19 protein-coding genes are annotated in these 19,883 nt (G+C 55.6%); 10 read left to right on the plus strand and 9 right to left on the minus strand.

Annotated features, from left to right (window positions below):
- The first annotated feature begins 336 nt into the window (after positions 1-336).
- The 3 genes from ABD920_RS00480 (at position 337) to ABD920_RS00490 (ending at position 3,085) form a co-directional block, all read left to right on the plus strand.
- Complete coding sequence (locus tag ABD920_RS00480; RefSeq protein WP_345156164.1) at positions 337-1,650, plus strand: DUF349 domain-containing protein; 1,314 nt, start codon at positions 337-339, stop codon at positions 1,648-1,650.
- Between the two features lie 395 nt (positions 1,651-2,045).
- Positions 2,046-2,267, plus strand: a complete 222-nt coding sequence (locus ABD920_RS00485) for a DUF2795 domain-containing protein (RefSeq protein ID WP_025608825.1) — start codon at positions 2,046-2,048, stop codon at positions 2,265-2,267.
- A 92-nt stretch (positions 2,268-2,359) separates the two neighbouring features.
- Positions 2,360-3,085: an ABC transporter ATP-binding protein gene (locus tag ABD920_RS00490; protein WP_345156165.1), complete on the plus strand. Its 726-nt coding sequence runs from the start codon at positions 2,360-2,362 to the stop codon at positions 3,083-3,085.
- A gap of 420 nt (positions 3,086-3,505) precedes the next feature.
- Here the strand turns inward: ABD920_RS00490 and ABD920_RS00495 are convergent, their stop codons facing one another.
- Positions 3,506-4,195 carry a 2-C-methyl-D-erythritol 4-phosphate cytidylyltransferase gene (locus ABD920_RS00495; RefSeq protein ID WP_345156166.1) on the minus strand — a complete coding sequence of 230 codons (690 nt, stop codon included), beginning with the start codon at positions 4,193-4,195 and terminating at the stop codon, positions 3,506-3,508.
- A 191-nt stretch (positions 4,196-4,386) separates the two neighbouring features.
- Positions 4,387-5,433, minus strand: a complete 1,047-nt coding sequence (queA, locus tag ABD920_RS00500) for a tRNA preQ1(34) S-adenosylmethionine ribosyltransferase-isomerase QueA (protein ID WP_345156167.1) — start codon at positions 5,431-5,433, stop codon at positions 4,387-4,389.
- A gap of 192 nt (positions 5,434-5,625) precedes the next feature.
- Between queA and ABD920_RS00505 the strand changes: the two genes are divergently transcribed.
- The 6 genes from ABD920_RS00505 to uvrA all read left to right on the plus strand — a co-directional run bounded on the left by ABD920_RS00505 (position 5,626) and on the right by uvrA (position 12,538).
- Entirely contained in the window at positions 5,626-6,873 is a 1,248-nt protein-coding gene (locus tag ABD920_RS00505) for an ABC transporter permease (RefSeq protein WP_345156168.1), read from the plus strand.
- A 130-nt stretch (positions 6,874-7,003) separates the two neighbouring features.
- Positions 7,004-7,867, plus strand: coding sequence for an LOG family protein (locus tag ABD920_RS00510; protein WP_345156169.1), 864 nt, complete (start codon positions 7,004-7,006; stop codon positions 7,865-7,867).
- A 144-nt stretch (positions 7,868-8,011) separates the two neighbouring features.
- Entirely contained in the window at positions 8,012-8,404 is a 393-nt protein-coding gene (locus ABD920_RS00515; protein WP_345156170.1) for a DUF202 domain-containing protein, read from the plus strand.
- 153 nt (positions 8,405-8,557) lie between these two features.
- The gene (locus ABD920_RS00520; RefSeq protein WP_345156171.1) at positions 8,558-8,953 is read left to right on the plus strand and encodes a YidH family protein; all 396 of its coding nucleotides are present in this window, start codon (positions 8,558-8,560) and stop codon (positions 8,951-8,953) included.
- 177 nt (positions 8,954-9,130) lie between these two features.
- Entirely contained in the window at positions 9,131-9,514 is a 384-nt protein-coding gene (locus ABD920_RS00525) for a YidH family protein (RefSeq protein ID WP_345156172.1), read from the plus strand.
- Positions 9,515-9,643: 129 nt separating this feature from the next.
- Positions 9,644-12,538: an excinuclease ABC subunit UvrA gene (gene uvrA, locus ABD920_RS00530; RefSeq protein WP_345156173.1), complete on the plus strand. Its 2,895-nt coding sequence runs from the start codon at positions 9,644-9,646 to the stop codon at positions 12,536-12,538.
- Positions 12,539-12,600: 62 nt separating this feature from the next.
- Here the strand turns inward: uvrA and ABD920_RS00535 are convergent, their stop codons facing one another.
- Together ABD920_RS00535 and ABD920_RS00540 are read right to left on the minus strand one after the other, a co-directional pair.
- The gene (locus ABD920_RS00535; RefSeq protein WP_345156174.1) at positions 12,601-13,170 is read right to left on the minus strand and encodes a DUF4142 domain-containing protein; all 570 of its coding nucleotides are present in this window, start codon (positions 13,168-13,170) and stop codon (positions 12,601-12,603) included.
- A gap of 137 nt (positions 13,171-13,307) precedes the next feature.
- Entirely contained in the window at positions 13,308-13,886 is a 579-nt protein-coding gene (locus ABD920_RS00540; RefSeq protein WP_345156175.1) for a DUF4142 domain-containing protein, read from the minus strand.
- Positions 13,887-14,103: 217 nt separating this feature from the next.
- On the opposite strand from ABD920_RS00540, the gene ABD920_RS00545 reads away from it, so the two are divergent.
- Entirely contained in the window at positions 14,104-14,802 is a 699-nt protein-coding gene (locus tag ABD920_RS00545) for an ABC transporter ATP-binding protein (protein WP_345156176.1), read from the plus strand.
- A 154-nt stretch (positions 14,803-14,956) separates the two neighbouring features.
- On the opposite strand, the gene ABD920_RS00550 is transcribed toward ABD920_RS00545, so the two are convergent.
- The 5 genes from ABD920_RS00550 to rpoN form a co-directional block, all read right to left on the minus strand.
- Positions 14,957-15,739 carry an enoyl-CoA hydratase-related protein gene (locus ABD920_RS00550; RefSeq protein WP_345156177.1) on the minus strand — a complete coding sequence of 261 codons (783 nt, stop codon included), beginning with the start codon at positions 15,737-15,739 and terminating at the stop codon, positions 14,957-14,959.
- A gap of 113 nt (positions 15,740-15,852) precedes the next feature.
- Positions 15,853-16,473 (minus strand): hypothetical protein, encoded by a 621-nt coding sequence (locus tag ABD920_RS00555; RefSeq protein WP_345156178.1) that lies wholly within the window; start codon positions 16,471-16,473, stop codon positions 15,853-15,855.
- Between the two features lie 174 nt (positions 16,474-16,647).
- The gene (gene yiaK, locus ABD920_RS00560; RefSeq protein ID WP_345156179.1) at positions 16,648-17,631 is read right to left on the minus strand and encodes a 3-dehydro-L-gulonate 2-dehydrogenase; all 984 of its coding nucleotides are present in this window, start codon (positions 17,629-17,631) and stop codon (positions 16,648-16,650) included.
- A 114-nt stretch (positions 17,632-17,745) separates the two neighbouring features.
- Positions 17,746-18,306: a sugar O-acetyltransferase gene (locus ABD920_RS00565; RefSeq protein WP_345156180.1), complete on the minus strand. Its 561-nt coding sequence runs from the start codon at positions 18,304-18,306 to the stop codon at positions 17,746-17,748.
- 112 nt (positions 18,307-18,418) lie between these two features.
- Positions 18,419-19,864, minus strand: a complete 1,446-nt coding sequence (gene rpoN, locus ABD920_RS00570; RefSeq protein WP_345156181.1) for an RNA polymerase factor sigma-54 — start codon at positions 19,862-19,864, stop codon at positions 18,419-18,421.
- Positions 19,865-19,883 lie beyond the last annotated feature (19 nt).

Consider the following 19,883-nt stretch of genomic DNA (forward strand, 5'->3'; position numbering starts at 1 on the left):
AAATAGTGTTTTGCTAATATTATTCTAAGAAAGCGGTATTCAGACCCTTGCCCCTCTCCTTATCCTATCCGCTTGATTCTTATTCTGTAAAGAATTACAAATATCGTAAAAATTCATGCATATGCACTTCGCAAAATTGGTTGAAATCCTTAAACTTGTAAAAATACTGCATTGGGTAGCGTAAGTTCTTACTTATCTTAGCACCAGAGTATACACATGGCGCTGTTCCTGATGCTGAAAAGCCAAGACACGCGCCGCAAGATGACCTGTTTATGCAAGGGTTAGTTCGGCAAGCCGACCAGCCCTATTTTTCGACCCATAACCCTATCCAGTAAAATGGAAAACAACGACCTATTGGAAGAAGCCAGACTGTATGGCTTTATTCAGGAGCAGCAAGTGTGGCTGAAACCCTTTATGAACTACCCTGCGCGCCAGGTAGGTGACGTGAAAGAGTCTGAGGATGACTCGCTGGTGTACTTTGCCAAGCGGTATGAGATGTTCCGGGACAAGGTGAACGACCTGCTGGGCCGCATTGAGGCATCTGAGAACAAAGGCTCTTTCCTGATGAAGGTGCTGCACATGAAAGAGCAGGTAGGGAACTATGACGCTTTGGGTGATTTTGAGAAGCTCTACCATACCCTCACCGGGGCGGAGGCATCGATAAACGAAACCATCAAGCAGAACCGGGAGAAGAACCTCACCTCTAAAATAGCCCTGATCCAGGAGGCCGAGGCCCTGAGCGACAGCATTGAGTGGCAGGAGACAACGGATAAACTGAAAGACCTGCGCAGCACCTGGATCAAGACAGGGCCCGTGGAGAAAGAACTGACCGAAGAGATCGAGGAGCGCTTCCGGGCGGCTGTGGAAAACTTCTTTGAGCGGAAGAAAAACTTCTTCGAGGACAAGAAGAAGATGCAGAACCGCATCTACGACAAATACCGCGACCTGATCACGCAGTCGGTGGCCCTGCAGAACTCCGAGGACTGGGAAGTGACCACCGCCAAGCTGAAGCAGCTGCAGAACCAGTGGAAAGAGGTGGGCGGCACTCTGCCCCGCAAGACCATGACCAGGATGTGGACCGACTTCCGGAAGGCCCACAACCACTTTTTCGAGCGCCTGAAGCAGAAGATCAACAACGAGAAAAACGAGTCGCGCGGCAAGTACTACGAAGCCAACTTCGAGCGCAAGAAAGAACTGGTGGAGGAGGGCGAGCAGTTGCTGCAGCAGCACAGCCTGAGCGACGCGGTGAAGCGGGCAAAAGAGCTGCAGGCGGAGTGGAAGAAAGTAGGCCCCGTGAGCCCGGAGGTGTCGGATATGATCTGGGAGCGCTTCATCAAAGCCTGCGACCGCGTGTTTGAGATGAGCAGCCTGGAGCATTACATCCGCAAGCGCCAGCAGGCGGCCAACGAGACGTACTCCGAGACCGACGACCTGCAGGCCCGCATCAACGCGCTCCGGGACTTTATAAAATCCGACAAGAACGAGCTGGAGTTGCTGCAGGATAACCTGGGCAAGCTAAGCGATGCCCCCGGCAACGACGCCTTCCGCAGCATGCTGCAGGGCAAAATCCGCAACTTCAACCGCAAGATCGGCACCAAGACAGACATGATCGAAATGTTCCGGAACCAGCTGAGCGCCATCAGCCGGTAGGCGTGTAAGATCCGGCACCCCTGCGCAGGGCTCGGGGCCTGCTCTGGTTCGGCTTATATATAGCCTGGCCCTTACTTCCCCCCAAGCCCATATATGGCTCAGCTTCGGCTGCCTGCCTGTAAAATTTCCCACAACGGCACCTGCTGCAGACGCGACAGGTGCCGTTTTTTATCGCGATTCGCGCCATCCCTGCACCTCCTGCGGCTCCTGTCTTATATCCCCGAAAAGGGTAAAAAATAATCCGCACTTTTTGAACATTTGCAGTTTATCTGCGTTGTGTTGGTAAAAACAAACAAAAAAAGCAATTAATTTTTCTGAAAAATTTTTGTTTTTGTTTTTATTCATACTTTTGCAAACCCATTTCAAAAAGCCAATATTTTAAAGGAGAAAATACTATGTACTGGACACTTGAATTAGCATCATACCTGGAGGACGCACCTTGGCCAGCCACGAAAGATGAGCTTATCGACTTTTCAATCCGCTCAGGTGCACCCATGGAGGTTGTAGAGAACCTGCAGGCCCTGGAGGACGACGGTCAGCCATACGAAAACATCGAAGAGATCTGGCCTGATTATCCTACCAAAGAGGATTTCATGTTCAACGAAGACGAGTACTAAGCAGCGTTAGAAATTATGAGTTAGAAATTAGAAATGACCTATAGAAAGCATACCCTTCATTTCTAATTTTGCGTTTCTAATCAATTTAGAATTTGATCATTGAAGCAAAAAATCTGGTTGCGGGTTACGGACAGCGCGTCCTAATCCGCAACCTTTCTTTTTCTGTACCGGCCCCGGCCTTTGTGGCCATTATCGGGCACAACGGTGCCGGCAAAACCACGCTCTTCCGGGCCTTTCAGCAAAAAATCCCCTACCAGGGGCAACTGCTGGTGCAGGGGCAGGACCTGAAGCGGCTCCACCATCCCGCAGAGCAGGGCACGCTCTCTTACCTCCCCCAGAAAAACACCGTTACTTTCCCGATTAAAGTGCACGACCTCGTGGTGATGGGCCTTTTCCGGAAAAAACGCTTCTTTGAGAACTACAACGCTGCTGATTACGCACTGGCCGCCAAGACCCTGGAGCAGTTGCAGCTCTCTCACCTCCTCGGCCATGACTTCACCACCCTCTCCGGCGGCGAGCAGCAACTGGTGTGGCTGGCACAGCTGATGCTGCAGGATGCCCGCATCAGCCTGCTGGACGAGCCCACGCAGCAACTGGACGTGTATTACAAGAACAAGGTGTTTCAGCTGCTGCAACAATGGGTGCTGCAGCACGACAAAACGGTTCTCTGCATCACGCACGACCTGCAGAACCTGCCCCCGCTGCAGGGCTACCTCCTCAACCTTTCCAAACCTGCGCCGGCACTTGAAAAGATTTCGCCGGAAACCGTGCAGGCAAACCAGGCGTTCCTGGAGGCGGGGCGGCAGCCGGTGCTGTAATATCAAGTCGCATAAACCTTCTTCCATATATGGCTTCATCCTGTTGAATTAAAGGGGAGTGGCAATTATACTGTAGCTATGGAAGGAAGTATATATGATCTGGTATAAGCCGGGGTATATATAAGAAGATGTAGCCAGACGCTCGCAGGAGCGGCGCACACTGCGAGGTCTTTGGGTTGAAAAGAGTAATTCTATTTGGTTGAGATACCTCACTTACCGGGTCAAACCACCCCTACCCCTCCTTATCCTAGGCGGGGAATGTAAGTTACTGTTCGACAGGCTGATGTTTCAGTACCACTGTTTATTAAGCTCCAGTTATATATCTCTAAGTAAACTTTATATATAACTCTTCTCAAAAGCCTAGCAGCGTGCGCCGCTCCTGCGAGCGTCTGGAGGATTTCCCTCACCCCATATAGGCCTTTACCCCTGATTTGACATCTCCCGGGCGAAAGCCTCTGCCAAAACGAGGTCCTCTGGCGTGGTAATTTTGATGTTGCGGTAGCTTCCCTCTACCAGCGCCACCTTCTCGCCCAACTGCTCCACCACGGAGGCATCGTCGGTGAAGCACTCCTGCTCCGGCTGCTCATACGCCCGCCGGAGAATACTTGCCCGGAAACACTGCGGCGTTTGCACGAGTCTGTAATTGGCCCGGGGCACCGCACGGCTTCCCTCCTGCGTCAGCTCCCGGATAGAGTCTTTCGGCGACACGGCCACCACCGCGCTGCCATATAGGGCGGCCGCCCCGAAAGCGGCTTTGATCGTACCCGTTTCCACAAAAGGCCTGACACCGTCGTGCACGGCCACCAGCGCCTCCCCCTGCACTTCCTTCAGTCCGTTCTTCACCGAGCCGAACCGCGTAGCGCCCCCTGCCACCGTTCGATGCGACAGGTTGAAGCCATGTTTCTGGCACAGCGCACGCCATACGGTAAGTTGCAGTTGGGGCAGCACCACGATCAGGCGCACCTCCGGGTTATATCTATGAAACCGCTCGATGGTGTGCATCAGGATCGGTTTGCCGGCCACCTCGGCAAACTGCTTCGGAAGCGCCTGCTGCATGCGGCTGCCGGAGCCGCCCGCCACTATAATCGCGTATTCAGGGAGTTGCGCCATAGCCGCAAAGATAACTGTTTGAGGCGCGAGTTCCGAGTGCCGCTCTGGTGCTTATATATAGATCAGGGTATATAACGGGCAAACCACGGCCATTATATCCATTGCCCCACAGTGGGCTTAAAACAAAAACGCCGCCCGCCGAAATGGCAGGAGGCGTTTTATATATGGCTATGTGAAAGTTTCGAACCAGGCTACAGAATCAGCATGACGTCGCCGTAGCTGAAGAAGCGGTACTTTTCCTTTACGGCCTCCTCATATGCTTTCATGATCAGGTCATACCCGCCGAAGGCTGCCGCCATCATCAGCAGCGTGCTTTCCGGCATATGGAAGTTGGTGATCAGGCAGTTGGCTATCTTAAACTCGTATGGCGGAAAGATAAAGCGGTCTGTCCAGCCTTCGTTTGCTTTCAGGCGGTTGTTGGCCGACACCGAAGACTCCAGCGCACGCATGGTGGTGGTACCGATGGCGCACACGCGCTTCTTGTTATCCAGCGCCTTGTTTACCATTTCTGCCGTCTCGGCCGGCACCCTGAAGTTCTCAGAATCCGTTTTGTGCTTGGTCAGGTCTTCCACGTCCACCGGCCGGAAGGTGCCCAGGCCCACGTGCAGCGTCAGGGGCGCCACGTCCACGCCTTTGATCTCGAGGCGCTTCAGCACCTCTTTCGTGAAGTGAAGGCCGGCGGTAGGGGCAGCCACAGCGCCCACGTTTTTGGCATATACCGTCTGGTAGCGCTCCCGGTCCTCGGGCTCCGCCTCCCGCTTGATATACTTTGGGAGCGGCGTCTCGCCCAGATCGTTGATGGTCTTGTAAAACTCCTCGTCAGAGCCGTCGAACAGGAACTTGATGGTGCGGCCTCGGGAGGTGGTATTATCGATGACCTCGGCTACCAGGTCACTATCGCCGAAATACAGTTTGTTTCCTACACGGATTTTGCGTGCCGGGTCCACCAGCACGTCCCACAGGTGGATATCTTTGTTCAGTTCGCGCAGCAAAAACACTTCAATCTTGGCGCCTGTTTTCTCTTTGTTGCCATACAGGCGGGCAGGGAACACTTTGGTGTCGTTCACCACCATCACGTCGCCATCGTCGAAGTACTCCAGGATATCTTTGAAAACCCGGTGCTCTATTTTGCCGGTATCGCGGTGCACCACCATCATGCGGGACTCATCGCGGTTTTCGGTGGGGTGGGTGGCTAAGAACTCCTCGGGAAGGTCGAATTTGAATTCGGATAATTTCATATATTAAATATTACGGTATTTAATGTGTTTGGCTTCTGCTCGTACAACAGGCAAATCACCTGCTGTAGTTCATAAACATCTGTTTTGAAGAAACCAAAAAATCAAACCGCAAATTTACTCAGTTTGCCCGAATTATTCTTACTTTTAAAGAAATTACTTCTGCATGATTCAACCTCCATATAGAACAAAACTATGATATACCTGCGGCTCGTAGCAGAAAGTTTCCGTTTTGCGTGGCAGGCGCTGCGGGCAAACATGCTGCGCACGTTCCTGTCGCTGCTTGGCGTCACCATCGGCATCTTCGCCATCATCTCCGTGTTCACACTCGTCGACTCGCTGGAGCGGAACGTGCGCGACAGCATGAGCTTTATCGGCGACAAGGTGATCTATGTGCAGAAGTGGCCCTGGGCTTTTGGTGGCAACTACCCCTGGTGGAAGTATTTCCAGCGCCCGGAGCCCAGCATGCGCGAGTTTCGCCAACTGGAGCGCCGCATTACTATGAGCAACGGGGTCGCTATTTTTGCGGACAAGGGCGACAACACGTTCAAACACCGCAATAACAGCTACTCCGAGGCCAACCTGATGGGGGTAACGTTTGACTACAACAAAGTGTCTGAGATTCCGATTGTGCAGGGCCGTTACTTTGTGCCGCAGGAGGTGGAGGCCGCCCGCAACGTCATGCTGATCGGCGATGAAGTGGCCACCACGCTGTACCCGCAGACCGACCCCATTGGGCAGGAACTGAAGGTGGCCGGCCAGAAATTCACCGTCATCGGCGTGATCGAGAAGCAGGGCGAAAACATGTTCGGCATGCCCAATTTCGACCAGATGGGCATCGTGCCGTATGGGTCCTTCGCCAAGATGTTTGATGTGGGGCCTGACGGGCTGGGCTCCACCATCGCCGCCAAGGGCCGCGAGGACGACCCGGGCCTGCTGGAACTGGAGTACGAGGTGCGCGGCCTGATGCGCAACATCAGGGGCCTGCGCCCCCGCGACGAGGACAGCTTTGCCCTGAACCGCCCGGAGATGGCCACGCAGGCCATCGGCAGTTTTTTTGAAGTGGTGGGCCTGGCGGGCTGGGTGATCGGCGGATTCGCCATTCTGGTGGGCGGCTTCGGCATCGCCAACATCATGTTTGTGTCGGTGAAGGAGCGCACCAACATCATCGGCATCCAGAAATCGCTGGGGGCAAAAAACTACTTTATCCTGTTCCAGTTCCTGTTCGAGTCGGTGTTCCTGAGCCTGTTAGGCGGCGGCATCGGCATCCTGCTGGTGTTCCTGCTCACGCTCATCCCCCAGGACATCATGGCAGTGGGGCTGTCGTTGGGCAACATTATACTCGGCCTCGGCGTATCGGCCGTCATAGGGATGCTCTCCGGTATCATCCCGGCAGTGCTGGCCTCCAACTTAGACCCTGTGATTGCTATCCGATCTAAATAAATACTTTTACACCCCTGGTTTTGCAGCGCCTCCTCACCGACCTGCGTGGCCGGGGCTTAATTTTTGTGATGATGCACACCTGCCTGTCAGGTGGCCGGGAGCCTGAGGCTCCGGAAGATGACGACGAAAAATGACGAAACTTAGAAAAACAAGTAAAACCAAGCTGCACGAAGAAACAGTGAACTCCGGCAGCGGCCAGACCATCCTGAACCCGGATGTGAACAAGAACAAAGCCACCTCGATTACGGACCTGCGCGAAAGCGGGGAGTCCACGGCGGCCCCCGCCTCGGCGGAGGACAGGAAAATACGCCAGGCGTTTGTAGACAAAGACTGGAACGAGATAAAGATTGCCGACTCCTGGCAGATATTCAAGGTGATGTCTGAGTTTGTGGAGGGCTTCGAGAAGCTGTCCAAGATAGGCCCCTGTGTCTCTATCTTCGGCTCGGCCCGCACCAAAAGCACCCACAAGTATTACCAGATGGCCGAGGAGATCGCCGCCAAACTGGTGCGCCACGGCTACGGCGTGATCACGGGCGGTGGCCCGGGCATCATGGAGGCCGGCAACAAGGGCGCCCACTCTGAGGGGGGCAAGTCTGTGGGCCTGAACATACAGCTGCCCTTCGAGCAGTTCAATAACATTTACATCGACTCCGACAAGCTCATCAACTTCGACTACTTCTTTGTGCGCAAGGTGATGTTCGTGAAATACGCGCAGGGCTTTATCGGCATGCCGGGAGGCTTTGGCACGCTGGATGAACTGTTTGAGGCCATTACCCTGATCCAGACAAAGAAAATCGGCGCTTTCCCGATTGTGCTGGTGGGCCGCTCTTACTGGGAGGGCCTGTTCCAGTGGATCGAGAGCGTGATGCTGCACGAGGAGAGCAACATCAGCCCCGCCGACCTGGACCTGGTGCATATCGTGGACGATGCCTCCGAGGCAGTCAAGATCATTGACGACTTCTACAGCAAGTACCTGCTGTCCCCGAACTTCTAAGCCATTTAGCACCGGTATATATAACTGCATAAAGAGAGGAAGCCATATGCGGGGCTTCCTCTCTTTGTATTTCAGCCATGCACGCTCCTTCACACCTCCCTACCCGTTGCTCACCTTTCCCGGCTGCCTTGCGTACAATTTTGCATGAGCATCAGAGCAATACTTTCCAGAAAGGCCAGCAAGACCGTAAAGCAGGAGCTGAAGGTACAGGAAAAGCAGAACATCGAGATCGGCGACAGCCTGGCGATGGAACGCACGAAGCTTGCCAACGAGCGCACCTTCCTGGCCTATATGCGCACGGCCATGGCGATGGTGCTGGCGGGGCTTACGTTCATCAAGCTTTTTGAGGACATCGTCTACAGGGGCTTAGGCGTAATCGCCATCCCTGCCGGGCTGGGGATCGCGTACTTTGGCTACCGCAGGTTCACGAAGAAGCAGGAAACAATCACGCAGCACACGACGGCCTATACCCCCACCAGCCCGGTGCATGCTGAGGTAGCCGCCCAGGAGAAAAAAGAACCAGCCCCGCCACGCTGACCGCGGCCGCCCGGTTAAGCCGATCATGTGAGGATGAGAACCGGCTCCCGTGCTACCGACCGGGGCACGGAGCGGGCCGAAAAGGCAGTTCCCCGGGCCGATCGCCTTACACCCTGCCCCAAATCATGCGTATATCTTTGTAAAGGAAGTGCTATGCTCGACCCTGACAAAGAAAAGATTAAGAAGCTAAAGAAAAAGCTCAAGGTACAGGAAAAGAAGAATGCCGAAATCCGGGACCATATGGCGGAGCAGCGCACCATCTTCGCAAACGAGCGCACCCTGATGGCCTACCTGCGCACGGCCATGACGGTGACGGTTGGAGGATTTGTGGCGGTTAAGTTCTCAGATGATTTGTACCTGGAGGTTATCGGAGTGATCCTGATTCCCATCGGCATCATATTGGCCATCTACAGCTTTGTCAGGTACCGCCAAAAGCAGCGACTTATCGAAAGCCACCACCACGACTACTGCCCGACCAGCCATGAGCACGAAAAGTCCCACGCCAGCAAAAAGCACTACAGCAATGATGAAATGGAAGGCAAGGCATGAACCATGAAGTTCCGGGACCGCCTTCTGATTGTCTTTACGAAAGGCGGGAACCTGCAGCTTCTGTTATATCCTTCCCTGAGGCGCTTCGCTTTCATGGCAGTAACCGGGAAAATCACTGAACCTGAAACGGCCCCATCACAATCCTTGCTTTAGCCGTATATTTCACAAAAAAGAACCATGCCGGATTCGGAAAAAGAAGAGATAAAAAAGCTTAGGAAGAAGCTAAAGCACCAGGAGCAGAAGAATACAGAGATACGTGACCAGATGGCCATACAGCGCACCATTTTCGCGAGTGAGCGCACGTTAATGGCCTACCTGCGCACGGCCATCGCTGTGATAGCCGGTGGCTTTGCCGCCATCAAACTATCCAGTCACATATACATGGAAGTAATGGGAATCCTGCTGATGCCCATAGGCCTGGGCATGGCTATCTATAGCTTCTACAGGTACTTTCAGAAACAAAAGCTAATAAAGCAGCAACAGGCGGACTACACACACACCAGCCACCAGCACGCTGAGCTCCACGAAAAGGAAACATCCCGGTACGGCAACATCGACTAAAACAGCCTGATCAATCCTGCCCCGGGCTAAACCAAATGCTGCTTTCTGCTGTTAAGAGTGGTTGGTGCTTGGCGGCTGCAAAGCGCTGATAATTTTGTACCTTTGCTACTTAAAATCAAGCATTCCTGAATGGCTTTTAACCAAGCGCAAGAAATTACGACGGACACCGCCCCTGCATTCTCCCAGAATGGGGAAGCCCAGCAGATTGAGGTATACGGTGCCCGCGAACATAACCTGAAGAACATTTCCATCAAGCTGCCGCGCTACAAGCTGGTGGTGTTTACCGGCATTAGCGGCTCAGGCAAGTCCTCGCTGGCCTTCGACACCATCTATGCCGAGGGGCAGCGACGCTATATGGAAACCTTCTCAGCCTACGCCCGCTCGTTTATGGGCGGCCTGGAGCGCCCGGACGTGGACAAGATCGAGGGCCTCTCGCCGGTGATCTCCATCGAGCAGAAGACCACGAGCCGCAACCCGCGCTCCACGGTGGGCACCATTACGGAGATATATGACTTCATGCGCCTGCTGTGGGCGCGCACGGCCGAGGCGTTCAGCTACGTGAGCGGCGACAAGATGGTGCGCCAGAGCGACGACCAGATCGTAAGCCATATCCTGGAAAACTTCCGCGACAAGCGCCTGGTGGTGCTGGCCCCGGTGGTGAAAGGCCGCAAGGGCCACTACCGCGAGCTGTTCCAGCAGATCCGCAAGATGGGCTTTATCCGCGCCCGCGTGGACGGTGAGTTGGTGGAGATCACGCCGAAGATGCAGGTAGACCGCTACAAGATCCACGACATCGAGATCGTGGTGGATAAGATCGTGGTGAAAGAGGAGGACCGCTTCCGGCTCTCAGGCTCTATCCAGAACGCCCTGACGCACGGCAAAGGCACCGTGCTGACACTGGACGCCGACACGAACCAGACGAATTTCTACTCCCGCCACCTCATGGACCCGGCCACCGGCATCGCCTACGACGACCCGGCCCCGAACTCTTTCTCGTTTAACTCGCCTTACGGCGCCTGCCCTACCTGCAATGGTTTAGGGGAGATACAGGAGATAACCGAGGAGACGGTGATTCCGGACAAGAGCCTGAGCATCCGCCGGGGGGGCATCGCGCCGCTGGGCGAGTACCGCGACATCTGGATCTTCAAGCAGATCGAGGCGCTGTTCAAGCATTTTAAAGCCTCCGTATCCACGCCCATCAAAGACCTGCCCGAAGAACTGCTGCATATACTTTTATATGGCCTGGAGGAGGACCTGGAGGTAAGAACCAAGAAAGGCAACTACGTGGTGGAGTTTGAGGGCATCATCCACTTCCTGAAAGGGCAGATGGAATCCGACTCGGATAACATCCGCACCTGGATAGAGGACTTTACCCAAACCACTGTTTGCCCTGAGTGCAATGGCTACCGCCTCAAAAAGGAGTCGCTGCACTTTAAGATTGACGGCAAAAACATCGGGGAGCTTTCCGTGCTGGACATAACCAAGCTGGCTGCCTGGTTCGAAGGGCTGGAAGACAGGATGAACGAGCGCCAGAACGTGATAGCCCGCGAGCTGCTGAAGGAAATCCGGAAGCGCATCGGCTTCCTGCTGGACGTGGGCCTGGATTACCTGAGCCTGCACCGCCCCGTGCGCACGCTGTCCGGCGGCGAGAGCCAGCGCATCCGGCTGGCCACCCAGATCGGCACGCAGCTGGTGGGTGTTCTATATATCATGGATGAGCCGAGCATCGGCCTGCACCAGCGCGACAACGAGCGCCTGATCAACGCCCTGAAAGACCTCCGCGACCTGGGGAACTCCATCATCGTGGTGGAGCACGACAAGGATATGATCATGCAGGCAGACTATGTGGTGGACATCGGCCCGGGCGCGGGCATCCACGGCGGCCAGGTGGTAACAGCGGGCACGCCGGAGCAGATGATGCAGGCCGGCACCACCACCGCCGATTTCCTGAGCAACCGCCGGGGCATTGCCGTGCCGCGCGCCAAGCGTCCCGGCACCGGGGAGGTACTGAAATTAAAGGGGGCCACCGGCCATAACCTGAAAAACGTGACGCTGGAGCTGCCGCTGGGCAAGATGATCTGCGTGACGGGCGTATCGGGCAGCGGCAAGTCGTCGCTGATACACGACACGCTGTACCCGATCCTGAACACGCACTTTTTCCGTGCCAAGCGCGAGCCGCTTCCCTACAAGAAAATCGAAGGGCTGGAGCATATAGATAAAGTGATTGAGGTGGACCAGTCGCCGATCGGCCGCACGCCGCGCTCCAACCCCGCCACCTATACCGGCGTGTTCACCGACATCCGCACCCTGTTTGCGCAGCTGCCGGAGGCGAAGATCAGGGGCTACTCGCCCGGCCGCTTCTCGTTTAACGTGAAGGGCGGGCGCTGCGAAGCCTGCGAGGGAGCCGGTATGCGCACCATCGAGATGAACTTTCTTCCGGACGTATATGTGCCGTGCGAGGTGTGCAAAGGCAAGCGCTATAACCGCGAAACCCTGGAGGTGCGCTTCAAGGGCAAGTCTATTACCGATGTGCTGGATATGACCGTGGAGCAGGCCGTGGACTTTTTCGACAGCCAGCCACGCATCCTGCGCCGGATACAGACGCTGAACGAGGTGGGCCTGGGCTATATCACCCTGGGCCAGCAGGCCACGACCCTGTCGGGTGGCGAGGCGCAGCGCGTGAAACTGGCGACGGAGTTATCAAAGAAAGATACAGGCCAGACGCTCTATATACTGGACGAACCGACTACCGGCCTTCACTTCCAGGACATTGAGCACCTGACGGACGTGCTGCACAAGCTCACCAACAAGGGCAACACTGTCCTCATCATCGAGCATAACCTGGACATGATCAAGGTGGCAGACCACATCATCGACATCGGCCCGGAGGGCGGGGAAGGTGGCGGCAGCATTGTGGCCACGGGCACACCCGAGCAGGTGGCGGCGGCAGGCAAGGGTTATACCGCCAAGTTCCTGAAAGACGAACTGAAGACGAGCCACTACCGGGAAGCCAAGGAGGCCTAAGCACGCTATCTCCTCGAATATTTAAACTAAAAGAGGCCGCTGTAGATAGCGGCCTCTTTTAGTTAGGCATTGTCTATTTTTTCTTCCAGCTCCTCTACCAATTGCTGGTGCCGCCGCAGCAGGGGCAGTTGCTTGGAGGCAAACTGCTTCAGCTCCATCACCTGCCCGTGCTCGGCTATATCCTCATAGCGCTCCACCAGTTCGTTTCGCTGCTCCACCAGGCGGTTGATGTAGGCGATGTCGAAGGCGATGCCCGACTTGGCGGTGATCTCCTGGTATATTTCGTGGTGCCGGGCCCCGAGCGTGCTTGGCAGCACAAAATTGCTCTGGCTGGCCACCTGCTGCAGTTCGTTCAGCATCTGCTGGTTGGCCTGCACCATCTCCTGCGCCAGGTCCTTCACCTCAGGGCTTACAGCCGTGGCCAGGGCCGCCTCGCCGAGCTGCACCTCCAGCATGCTGGCACTGGCCGCCTCGGCAGCAAATAAGGCGTCGTTTCGCATGCCCTGCACACCCGCAGCCTCAAACTCCTGCACGCTTTGGTCCACGGCCAGTTTTATGCTGTCGTCGGAGGAACAGGCGGTGGTGAGCAAGAGGGCGGTGGCAACGAGTCCCGTCAGTAGTGATCGTCTCATAGTGTATAGTTTATATGGTGGTAATTAGTATAAAAGCATCTGCAAGATATCACTTACAGATGCTTTTACGCATATCCCTGATGACTTAAAGCCTGCAGTATCTATCAATTATGGTAACGCGTAAACCGGTGCATTGGCTATTCTGTTGCTTCCATGGTGCTGTCGATCATCTGGGCTTGGTCCAGGTGCTGCTGCAGAACCGGCAACGTTTTAACCGCGAAGGCCTTTACCTCCGCGTCCTGCAGGTTGTTTGATGCCTCCTCGAACATGTTCACGTCTTCCTCGTGGTCGCTCACCATCAGGTCCATGTAAGCCTCGTCGAACTCAGCGCCTTTTTTATCGCGCAGCTCCTCCACATGATCCATATGGGCCTCGCCCATGCTGTCCGGCAGCACGATGTTCTTGCTCGCGGCAAGCGTCTTCAGTTCGTCATTCGCCTTGCTGTGGTCTGTCACCATCATCGTCCCGAAATCTTTCACCTGTTGGTTCTGCGCCTGCTGCTGCGCCAGCTTGCCAAGCTCTACTTCCATCATGCCGCCGCTGGCCGCCTTGGTCATGAACTCAGAAATTTCTTCTGTCTCGTCTTCCATGGCTGTGTCGTCGGCCATCTCCTCGTTTGCTTCCTGCGCCTCTTCTACGGCCCCTTGCTGGTTACAAGACGCCATCCCAAAAAGGAAAGCGCCTAGTATAAATCCGGTTCTTACTAAATTTTTCATAGCTGTCATGTCGTTAGATCCTGAATATTGTATCGTAGAATAAGTATACGCCTGCCGCAGGCCTGAGTTAACAAAGCTGGCCCGAACTTAACGTCCAAGCCTATACAGGCTACTAAACCAGTCCGGGTGGCAACCCGCTATATATAGAAATACGTATATGGTTATAATCCTCTCATCCCTGAACGTTTATATCCTCACACGCCCAATAAAACCACTTATGAAACCATATACGAAAAAGGAGAACCTTTTAATCCGGCTGCTAACGATCGTAGTGCTGCTGTGGATGCCGCTCCTGCAAGCGCAGGGGCAGGACGAGGGCGATTTTCAGGAGATAGACCCGGCCCATGACCGTGTGCTGAAAGTAAGCCCCCTCCAGCTGGGGGAGATTTCCCTCTCTTATGAGAAGCTGCGCACCGAGCGCGTCTCCAACGAAATCGCTGTGAGCTATATATACCGCACTTACCTGAACGGCGACGAGTGGCTTCCGGAGGATACGCGTGTGCAGGGAGCCGGTTTTAGGATGAGCCAGCGCAAATATTCAAACAAGGGAAAGGGCCAGCCGTTCGGGTTCTTCCACGGTTTTGTTTTCGGGTACCGGTTTATGGTGTTTGAGGAGGATGTGTTCGGACTGCCGGAGCAGAACCCCGACAGCCCGGGCTACCGTTTTGTTGGCCGCCTGTACCAGAACTCGCTGGACCTGAGCTACCAGCTTGGCGTGCAGTTTAAGCTCTCGGACCACCTGACGGCGGAAGTTGCCGGCGCACTGGGTGGCCGCGTAAAGTATGCGCTTGCGAATAACGCAGCCGAACTGCTGACCGATAATATCATAGGGCACGCTGTGGTGGCAGAAGACAATTCGGCCATTTTCGTGGTGCCGATGCCGCAGCTGAATCTATCGGTGGGCTACTCCTTCTGATCTAATGCGCTAAAAAGCAAAGGCCATTTCCTGTGAAAGAAGATGGCCTTTGCTTTTTGATTGTGGATATATACCTGTGGATAAATGCTTATATGAAAGACGAAAAATAACCGTCAGAAATGCAGGTATCAGCGGCTTAAATAAGCTGCGAAAGTCACTCCCCCTTGAAAAGTGGCTTCCGTTTTTCGTTGAAAGCGGCTACGCCCTCTTTGTAGTCTGCTGAGTTCCCGGCAATTTTCTGGCAGTATGCCTCGTAGTCCAGCATCTCGTCCAATGTAGAGCTGAAGGATTTGTTCAGCATCTTTTTCATCAGGCCAATGGCTTTGGTAGGCGCGGCAGCGTATCTGGCAGCGAGCTCGGCCACGGCGGCATCAAGGTCCTCCGGCGCCACTACCTGGTTTACCAGGCCTAGCTGCAGCGCTTCCCCCGCCGACACCTTGGAGCCGAGTGTGCTCAGCTCGAAGGCCTTGAGCGAGCCCACGGCGCGCGGCAGGAAAAAAGAAGAGCCGGAGTCCAGCACCAGGCCCACGTTCACGAACACCTCGATCATGCTGGCTGCAGACGATGCCACAACCAGGTCGCAGGCCAGCGCCAGCGAGCAGCCGGCGCCGGCCGCCACGCCGTTCAGCCTGCATATGATGGGCTTGGGCAGGCCGCGCATGGCGCGGATAATCGGGTTGTAGCGCTTCTCCAGCGACTCAGACAGGTCGCGCTTGCTGGCACCGGCGATGGCTTTCAGGTCTTGGCCAGAGCAAAAAGCCTTCCCGGCACCCGTCAGCACCACCACGCGCACGCGCTCATCGCGGGCCACCTGCTTCAGGGCGTCCTGCAGGTCGTAGCTCTGCTGGTCGTTGAAAGCGTTGAAAACGTCCGGCCTGTTTAAGGTGATGGTCGCAACGCCGTCCGCCACGCCATATAGTAAGCACTCGTAGGTCATCTGTGTCTGCGTTGGTTATAGGAAGTAAAGTTAGCAAAAAGCCCCTTTGCCGCAAGCCGCATGCGCTTCCGCCTCCTTTCGCGGAGCGACAGCACAGGAAGACGGCACCGGTCTCACAACCCTGAAAGGGCAGCGGCAATGGGGAGCAGCAGCCCGCTTATAAACCCTGCGTACACCTGGGCCGGCGTATGCGCATGCAGCGACAGCCGCGCCGTGAGCACCGCCCCCGACAGCATTATCCCGATGGCGACGGGCGTCACCATCCTGGCCTCCGGGGCAAGCCAGTTCAGGACCAGCAAGAGCCCCAGGCCGCCGCCCATTCCGATGCTGTGCGCGCTTATCTTCCAGAACAGCGAGATGATGTAAGTCAGGAAAACAGAGGCGGCGATGATGCCCATCACAAAATAAAAAAGCGCATCGAAGGCGGCTTCGCGTTGCAGGAGATAGGCAGTAACGGCGTAGCAGGCGCCCGTAAACAGCAGGGGCAGCCCGCGCTGCTCGCGCTTGTCCATGTGTACCGAGTCGAGGTGGCCGAGGCGCACCATACTGTACGCTGCGGCACCCGGAAGAATAAACGTGGTGAAAAAGATCATAGCCAGCACTACCCACCTTACCTGGAAAGGAAGCGTCAGGGTAGACGCAGGCATGTAATACAGGATAACTGCAAAAAGGTAAGTCGGGAGCAGCAGCGGGTGAAAAGCCACCGACAACACCTGCGCAAGCGTACGGTTCACTATCAAGTACAGATTACGGAATATAAGTTAAGAATCAATGCCATATAGCACCTCAGTTCATTAGTAGGCTATACAAGCAACAGCGCCGCTTTGTTTTATACAGGCTAGGTTGCCCTGTTATCCACAGGCTTACCTGTGGATAACAGGGCAGGTTATATATAAGCTGAGGCAAAATTAAAGGGCGAGGACCTGCCCCCAGATTTGCGCATTCACCGGGATGCCCTCCTGCTCGTTTCTGCGCCGGGTGGCCAGAGCGCTTTCCCCCGGGTACCGGACCTCCCCCTCGCCATCTAGCAATCCGCTGGTTTTGGTGTACTGTATGATGCGCTCACTGATGGACTGGTCTATATGGTCGGCGTTGATGCACATGAAAAACTGCGAGACGCCGGCCTCGTTCCCGCCTGCGGTGATCTCCCCTACCGTGCGTCCCCCGCTCAGGGAGGCGACCAGCACATCCAGCACCAGCGACAGCCCCGAGCCTTTCCAGAACCCGATCGGCAGGGTCCGCTCTGTCGCTCGGATCTTCGCAGGGCCTTTGGTCAGTTCACCGTTCTCGTCGTAGCCGCCGTTCACCGGAAGTTCTTTCCCCTTCAGTTCATACTCCTGCAGCTTGCCGTACGAGAACTGCGACATCGCCATATCCAGCACAATGTGTCCTTCTTTGCGCGGCACGGCAATCACGAGGGGGTTGTTGCCCAAGCGCGGGTCCGTGCCCCCCCAGGGCGGCATGTTGGCGATGGTGTTGGTGGAGCAGATCCCGATACAGCCGGCGTCTGCGGCCTGCCAGCCATAGGCGCCGGCGCGCATCCAATGGTTGGTGTTCCGGACGGCCACGCAGCCCATACCGTTCTCTTTGGCCAGGGCGATGGCCCGTTGCATGGCTTTGGTAGCAGTGTACATGCCGGGTGCCAGGTGGCCGTCCCACTGCTCCGTCACGCCATTTTGCGCCACCTTTTCAGGCTCTGCGCCCACGGCAATCAGACCGTCTTTCACCATCTGCACAAACACCGGGAAGCGGTTCAGGCCATGCGAGTACACGCCGTCTCTGCTGTTCTCGGCAAAAATACGGGCGCACAGGGCTGCTCTTTCCGCCGGAAAGCCCAGCTGTAACAGCACGCGCTCAAACTGCGCCATTAACTCCTCAAAAGATATTTTCATGGCCGGTTGTATATATAACGGAAGCTGCCTGCACAGGAATAAAAGAAGCGCTTCGGTGGCGCCCGCAACGTCGGCAAAGCGGCGGGTGCCCTGCTTTCCCGGCTGCGCTACTTCCTATTCTTCCAAATGCCGGATTACCTTGCACGGATTGCCGGCGGCAAACACATCGGAAGGGATGTCTTTGGTCACCACGCTTCCGGCCCCGATCACTGTTCTGTCGCCTATCGTTACGCCAGGGCAGATCACCACACTGCCGCCTACCCATACATCTTCCCCGATGGCAATCGGCTTGGCAAATTCAAGCCCTGTCGCCCGCTCTTTGTAGTTTACCGGATGCGTCGCCGTATATATCTGCACATTCGGGCCGAACAGTGTCCTGCTGCCAATGGTCACCTGCATCACATCCAGCACCACGCAATTGAAGTTGAAGAACACTTTCTCCCCTAACTGCATGTTCGTTCCGTAATCGCAGTAAAAAGGCGGCTGCAGCCACAGGCCCTCGCCTGAATTCGGGATCAGGTCGTTCAAAATACGGGTTCGCTTTTCTACCTGGTCTTCCCTGGTGTCGTTCAGCTCCTTAATGAGAAGCCGTGTCCGCAGCCTTTCCTCCGAAAGCTGTTTATCGAGTGCGTCATACAACTCGCCTGAGAGCATTTTTTCCTTTTCGGTTTTCATCTGATAAGCGCTTGAAATATGAGCTTAAAACAGTGCCTGCACCAGCAGGCTGTTTGAGTTGCTTGTCGCTGGTTTATATATTAACAGGGCTGATGCTGCAGGCTTTCGGCGGCTACAGCTCCTTCCGCAGGCGCGCCACTGGTATGTTCAGCTGTTCGCGGTATTTGGCTACCGTGCGGCGGGCGATGTTGTAGCCTTTGTCGTTCAGCATCTTCTCGATCTTCTCGTCGGAGAGTGGCTTGCGCTTGTTCTCGGCTTCGATGATCTCTTTGAGGATGTGCTTCACCTCGCGGCTGCTGGCGTCCTCGCCGGAGTCGGTGGCGATGCCCTCGGAGAAGAAATACTTGAGCGGGTATATACCAAACTCCGTCTGCACGGCTTTGCTGTTGGCCACGCGGCTCACAGTGGATATATCCATCCCGATTTCCTCTGCAATGTCTTTCAGGATCATCGGGCGCAGCTCACTCTCGTCGCCCTCCAGGAAGAAGTCGTGCTGGTATTTGATGATGGCTTCCATCGTGCGCAGCAGCGTGTTCTGGCGCTGCCGGATGGCATCGATAAACCACTTGGCCGCATCCAGCTTCTGCTTCACGAACGTCACCGTCTCCTTCAGCTTCTTGTCCTTCTTGTCTGACTTGTCGTAGGCGTCGAACATCTCGGAGTAAGAGCGGCTGATGCGCAGGTCCGGGGCGTTGCGCGAGTTCAGCGACAGCTGCAGCTGGCCGTTGTCGTTGGTGAGGATAAAGTCGGGGATGATGTACTGCACCCGCGTCATGCCGGCACCGGCGCCGCCCGGCTTTGGGTTGAGTTTGATGATCAGGTCCACGGCCTTCTTCAGCTCGTCTTCCGAAATGTTGAACCGGCTCTGGATTTTCTGGTAATGCTTTTTCGAGAATTCGTCGAACGCCTCGTGGATGATGCGCTCGGCCAGCAGTGTGGTCTGGTCCTGCTCCCGGCGACCCAGCTGCAGCAGCAGGCATTCGGGCAGGTCCCGGGCGGCGATGCCGGCGGGGTCAAACGTCTGGATCATGTGCAGCACCTGCTCCACCTCCTCCTCCGTCGTTTCGATGTTCTGCGAGAAAGCCAGGTCGTTGACGATGGCGTACAGGTCGCGGCGTATGTATCCGTCGTGGTCGATGCTGCCGATCAGTTGCATGCCGATGGCATACTGCCTGTCGTCGAGGCTCAGGAAGCCCAGCTGGTCCATCAGTGAGTCAGTGAGCGAGGAGGTCATGGCGATCGGCATTTCCCGTTCTTCCTCATCGCCGCCGCGGTCGCCCTGCATTTTGTAGCCGCTGATCTCGTCGTCGTTCAGGTAGTCGTTGATGTCGACTTCATCCTCCTTGCCGTACTCGTCCTCCCCGTATTCCTCCTCCTGTGCGTCATTGAAGTCTTCGGCAGGCTCCTCCCGCCCCTCTTCCAGGGCGGGGTTTATCTCCATTTCTTCTTTAATGCGCGCCTCCAACTCCACAGTAGGTATCTGCAGCAGCTTGATAAATTGTATCTGCTGCGGCGATAACTTCTGGGACAAAAGTTGTCTTAAATCGAGTCGCTGCATAGTTTTTAAAGAAAAAACG

This window comes from Pontibacter saemangeumensis (assembly GCF_039541895.1).
Classification (GTDB): domain Bacteria; phylum Bacteroidota; class Bacteroidia; order Cytophagales; family Hymenobacteraceae; genus Pontibacter; species Pontibacter saemangeumensis.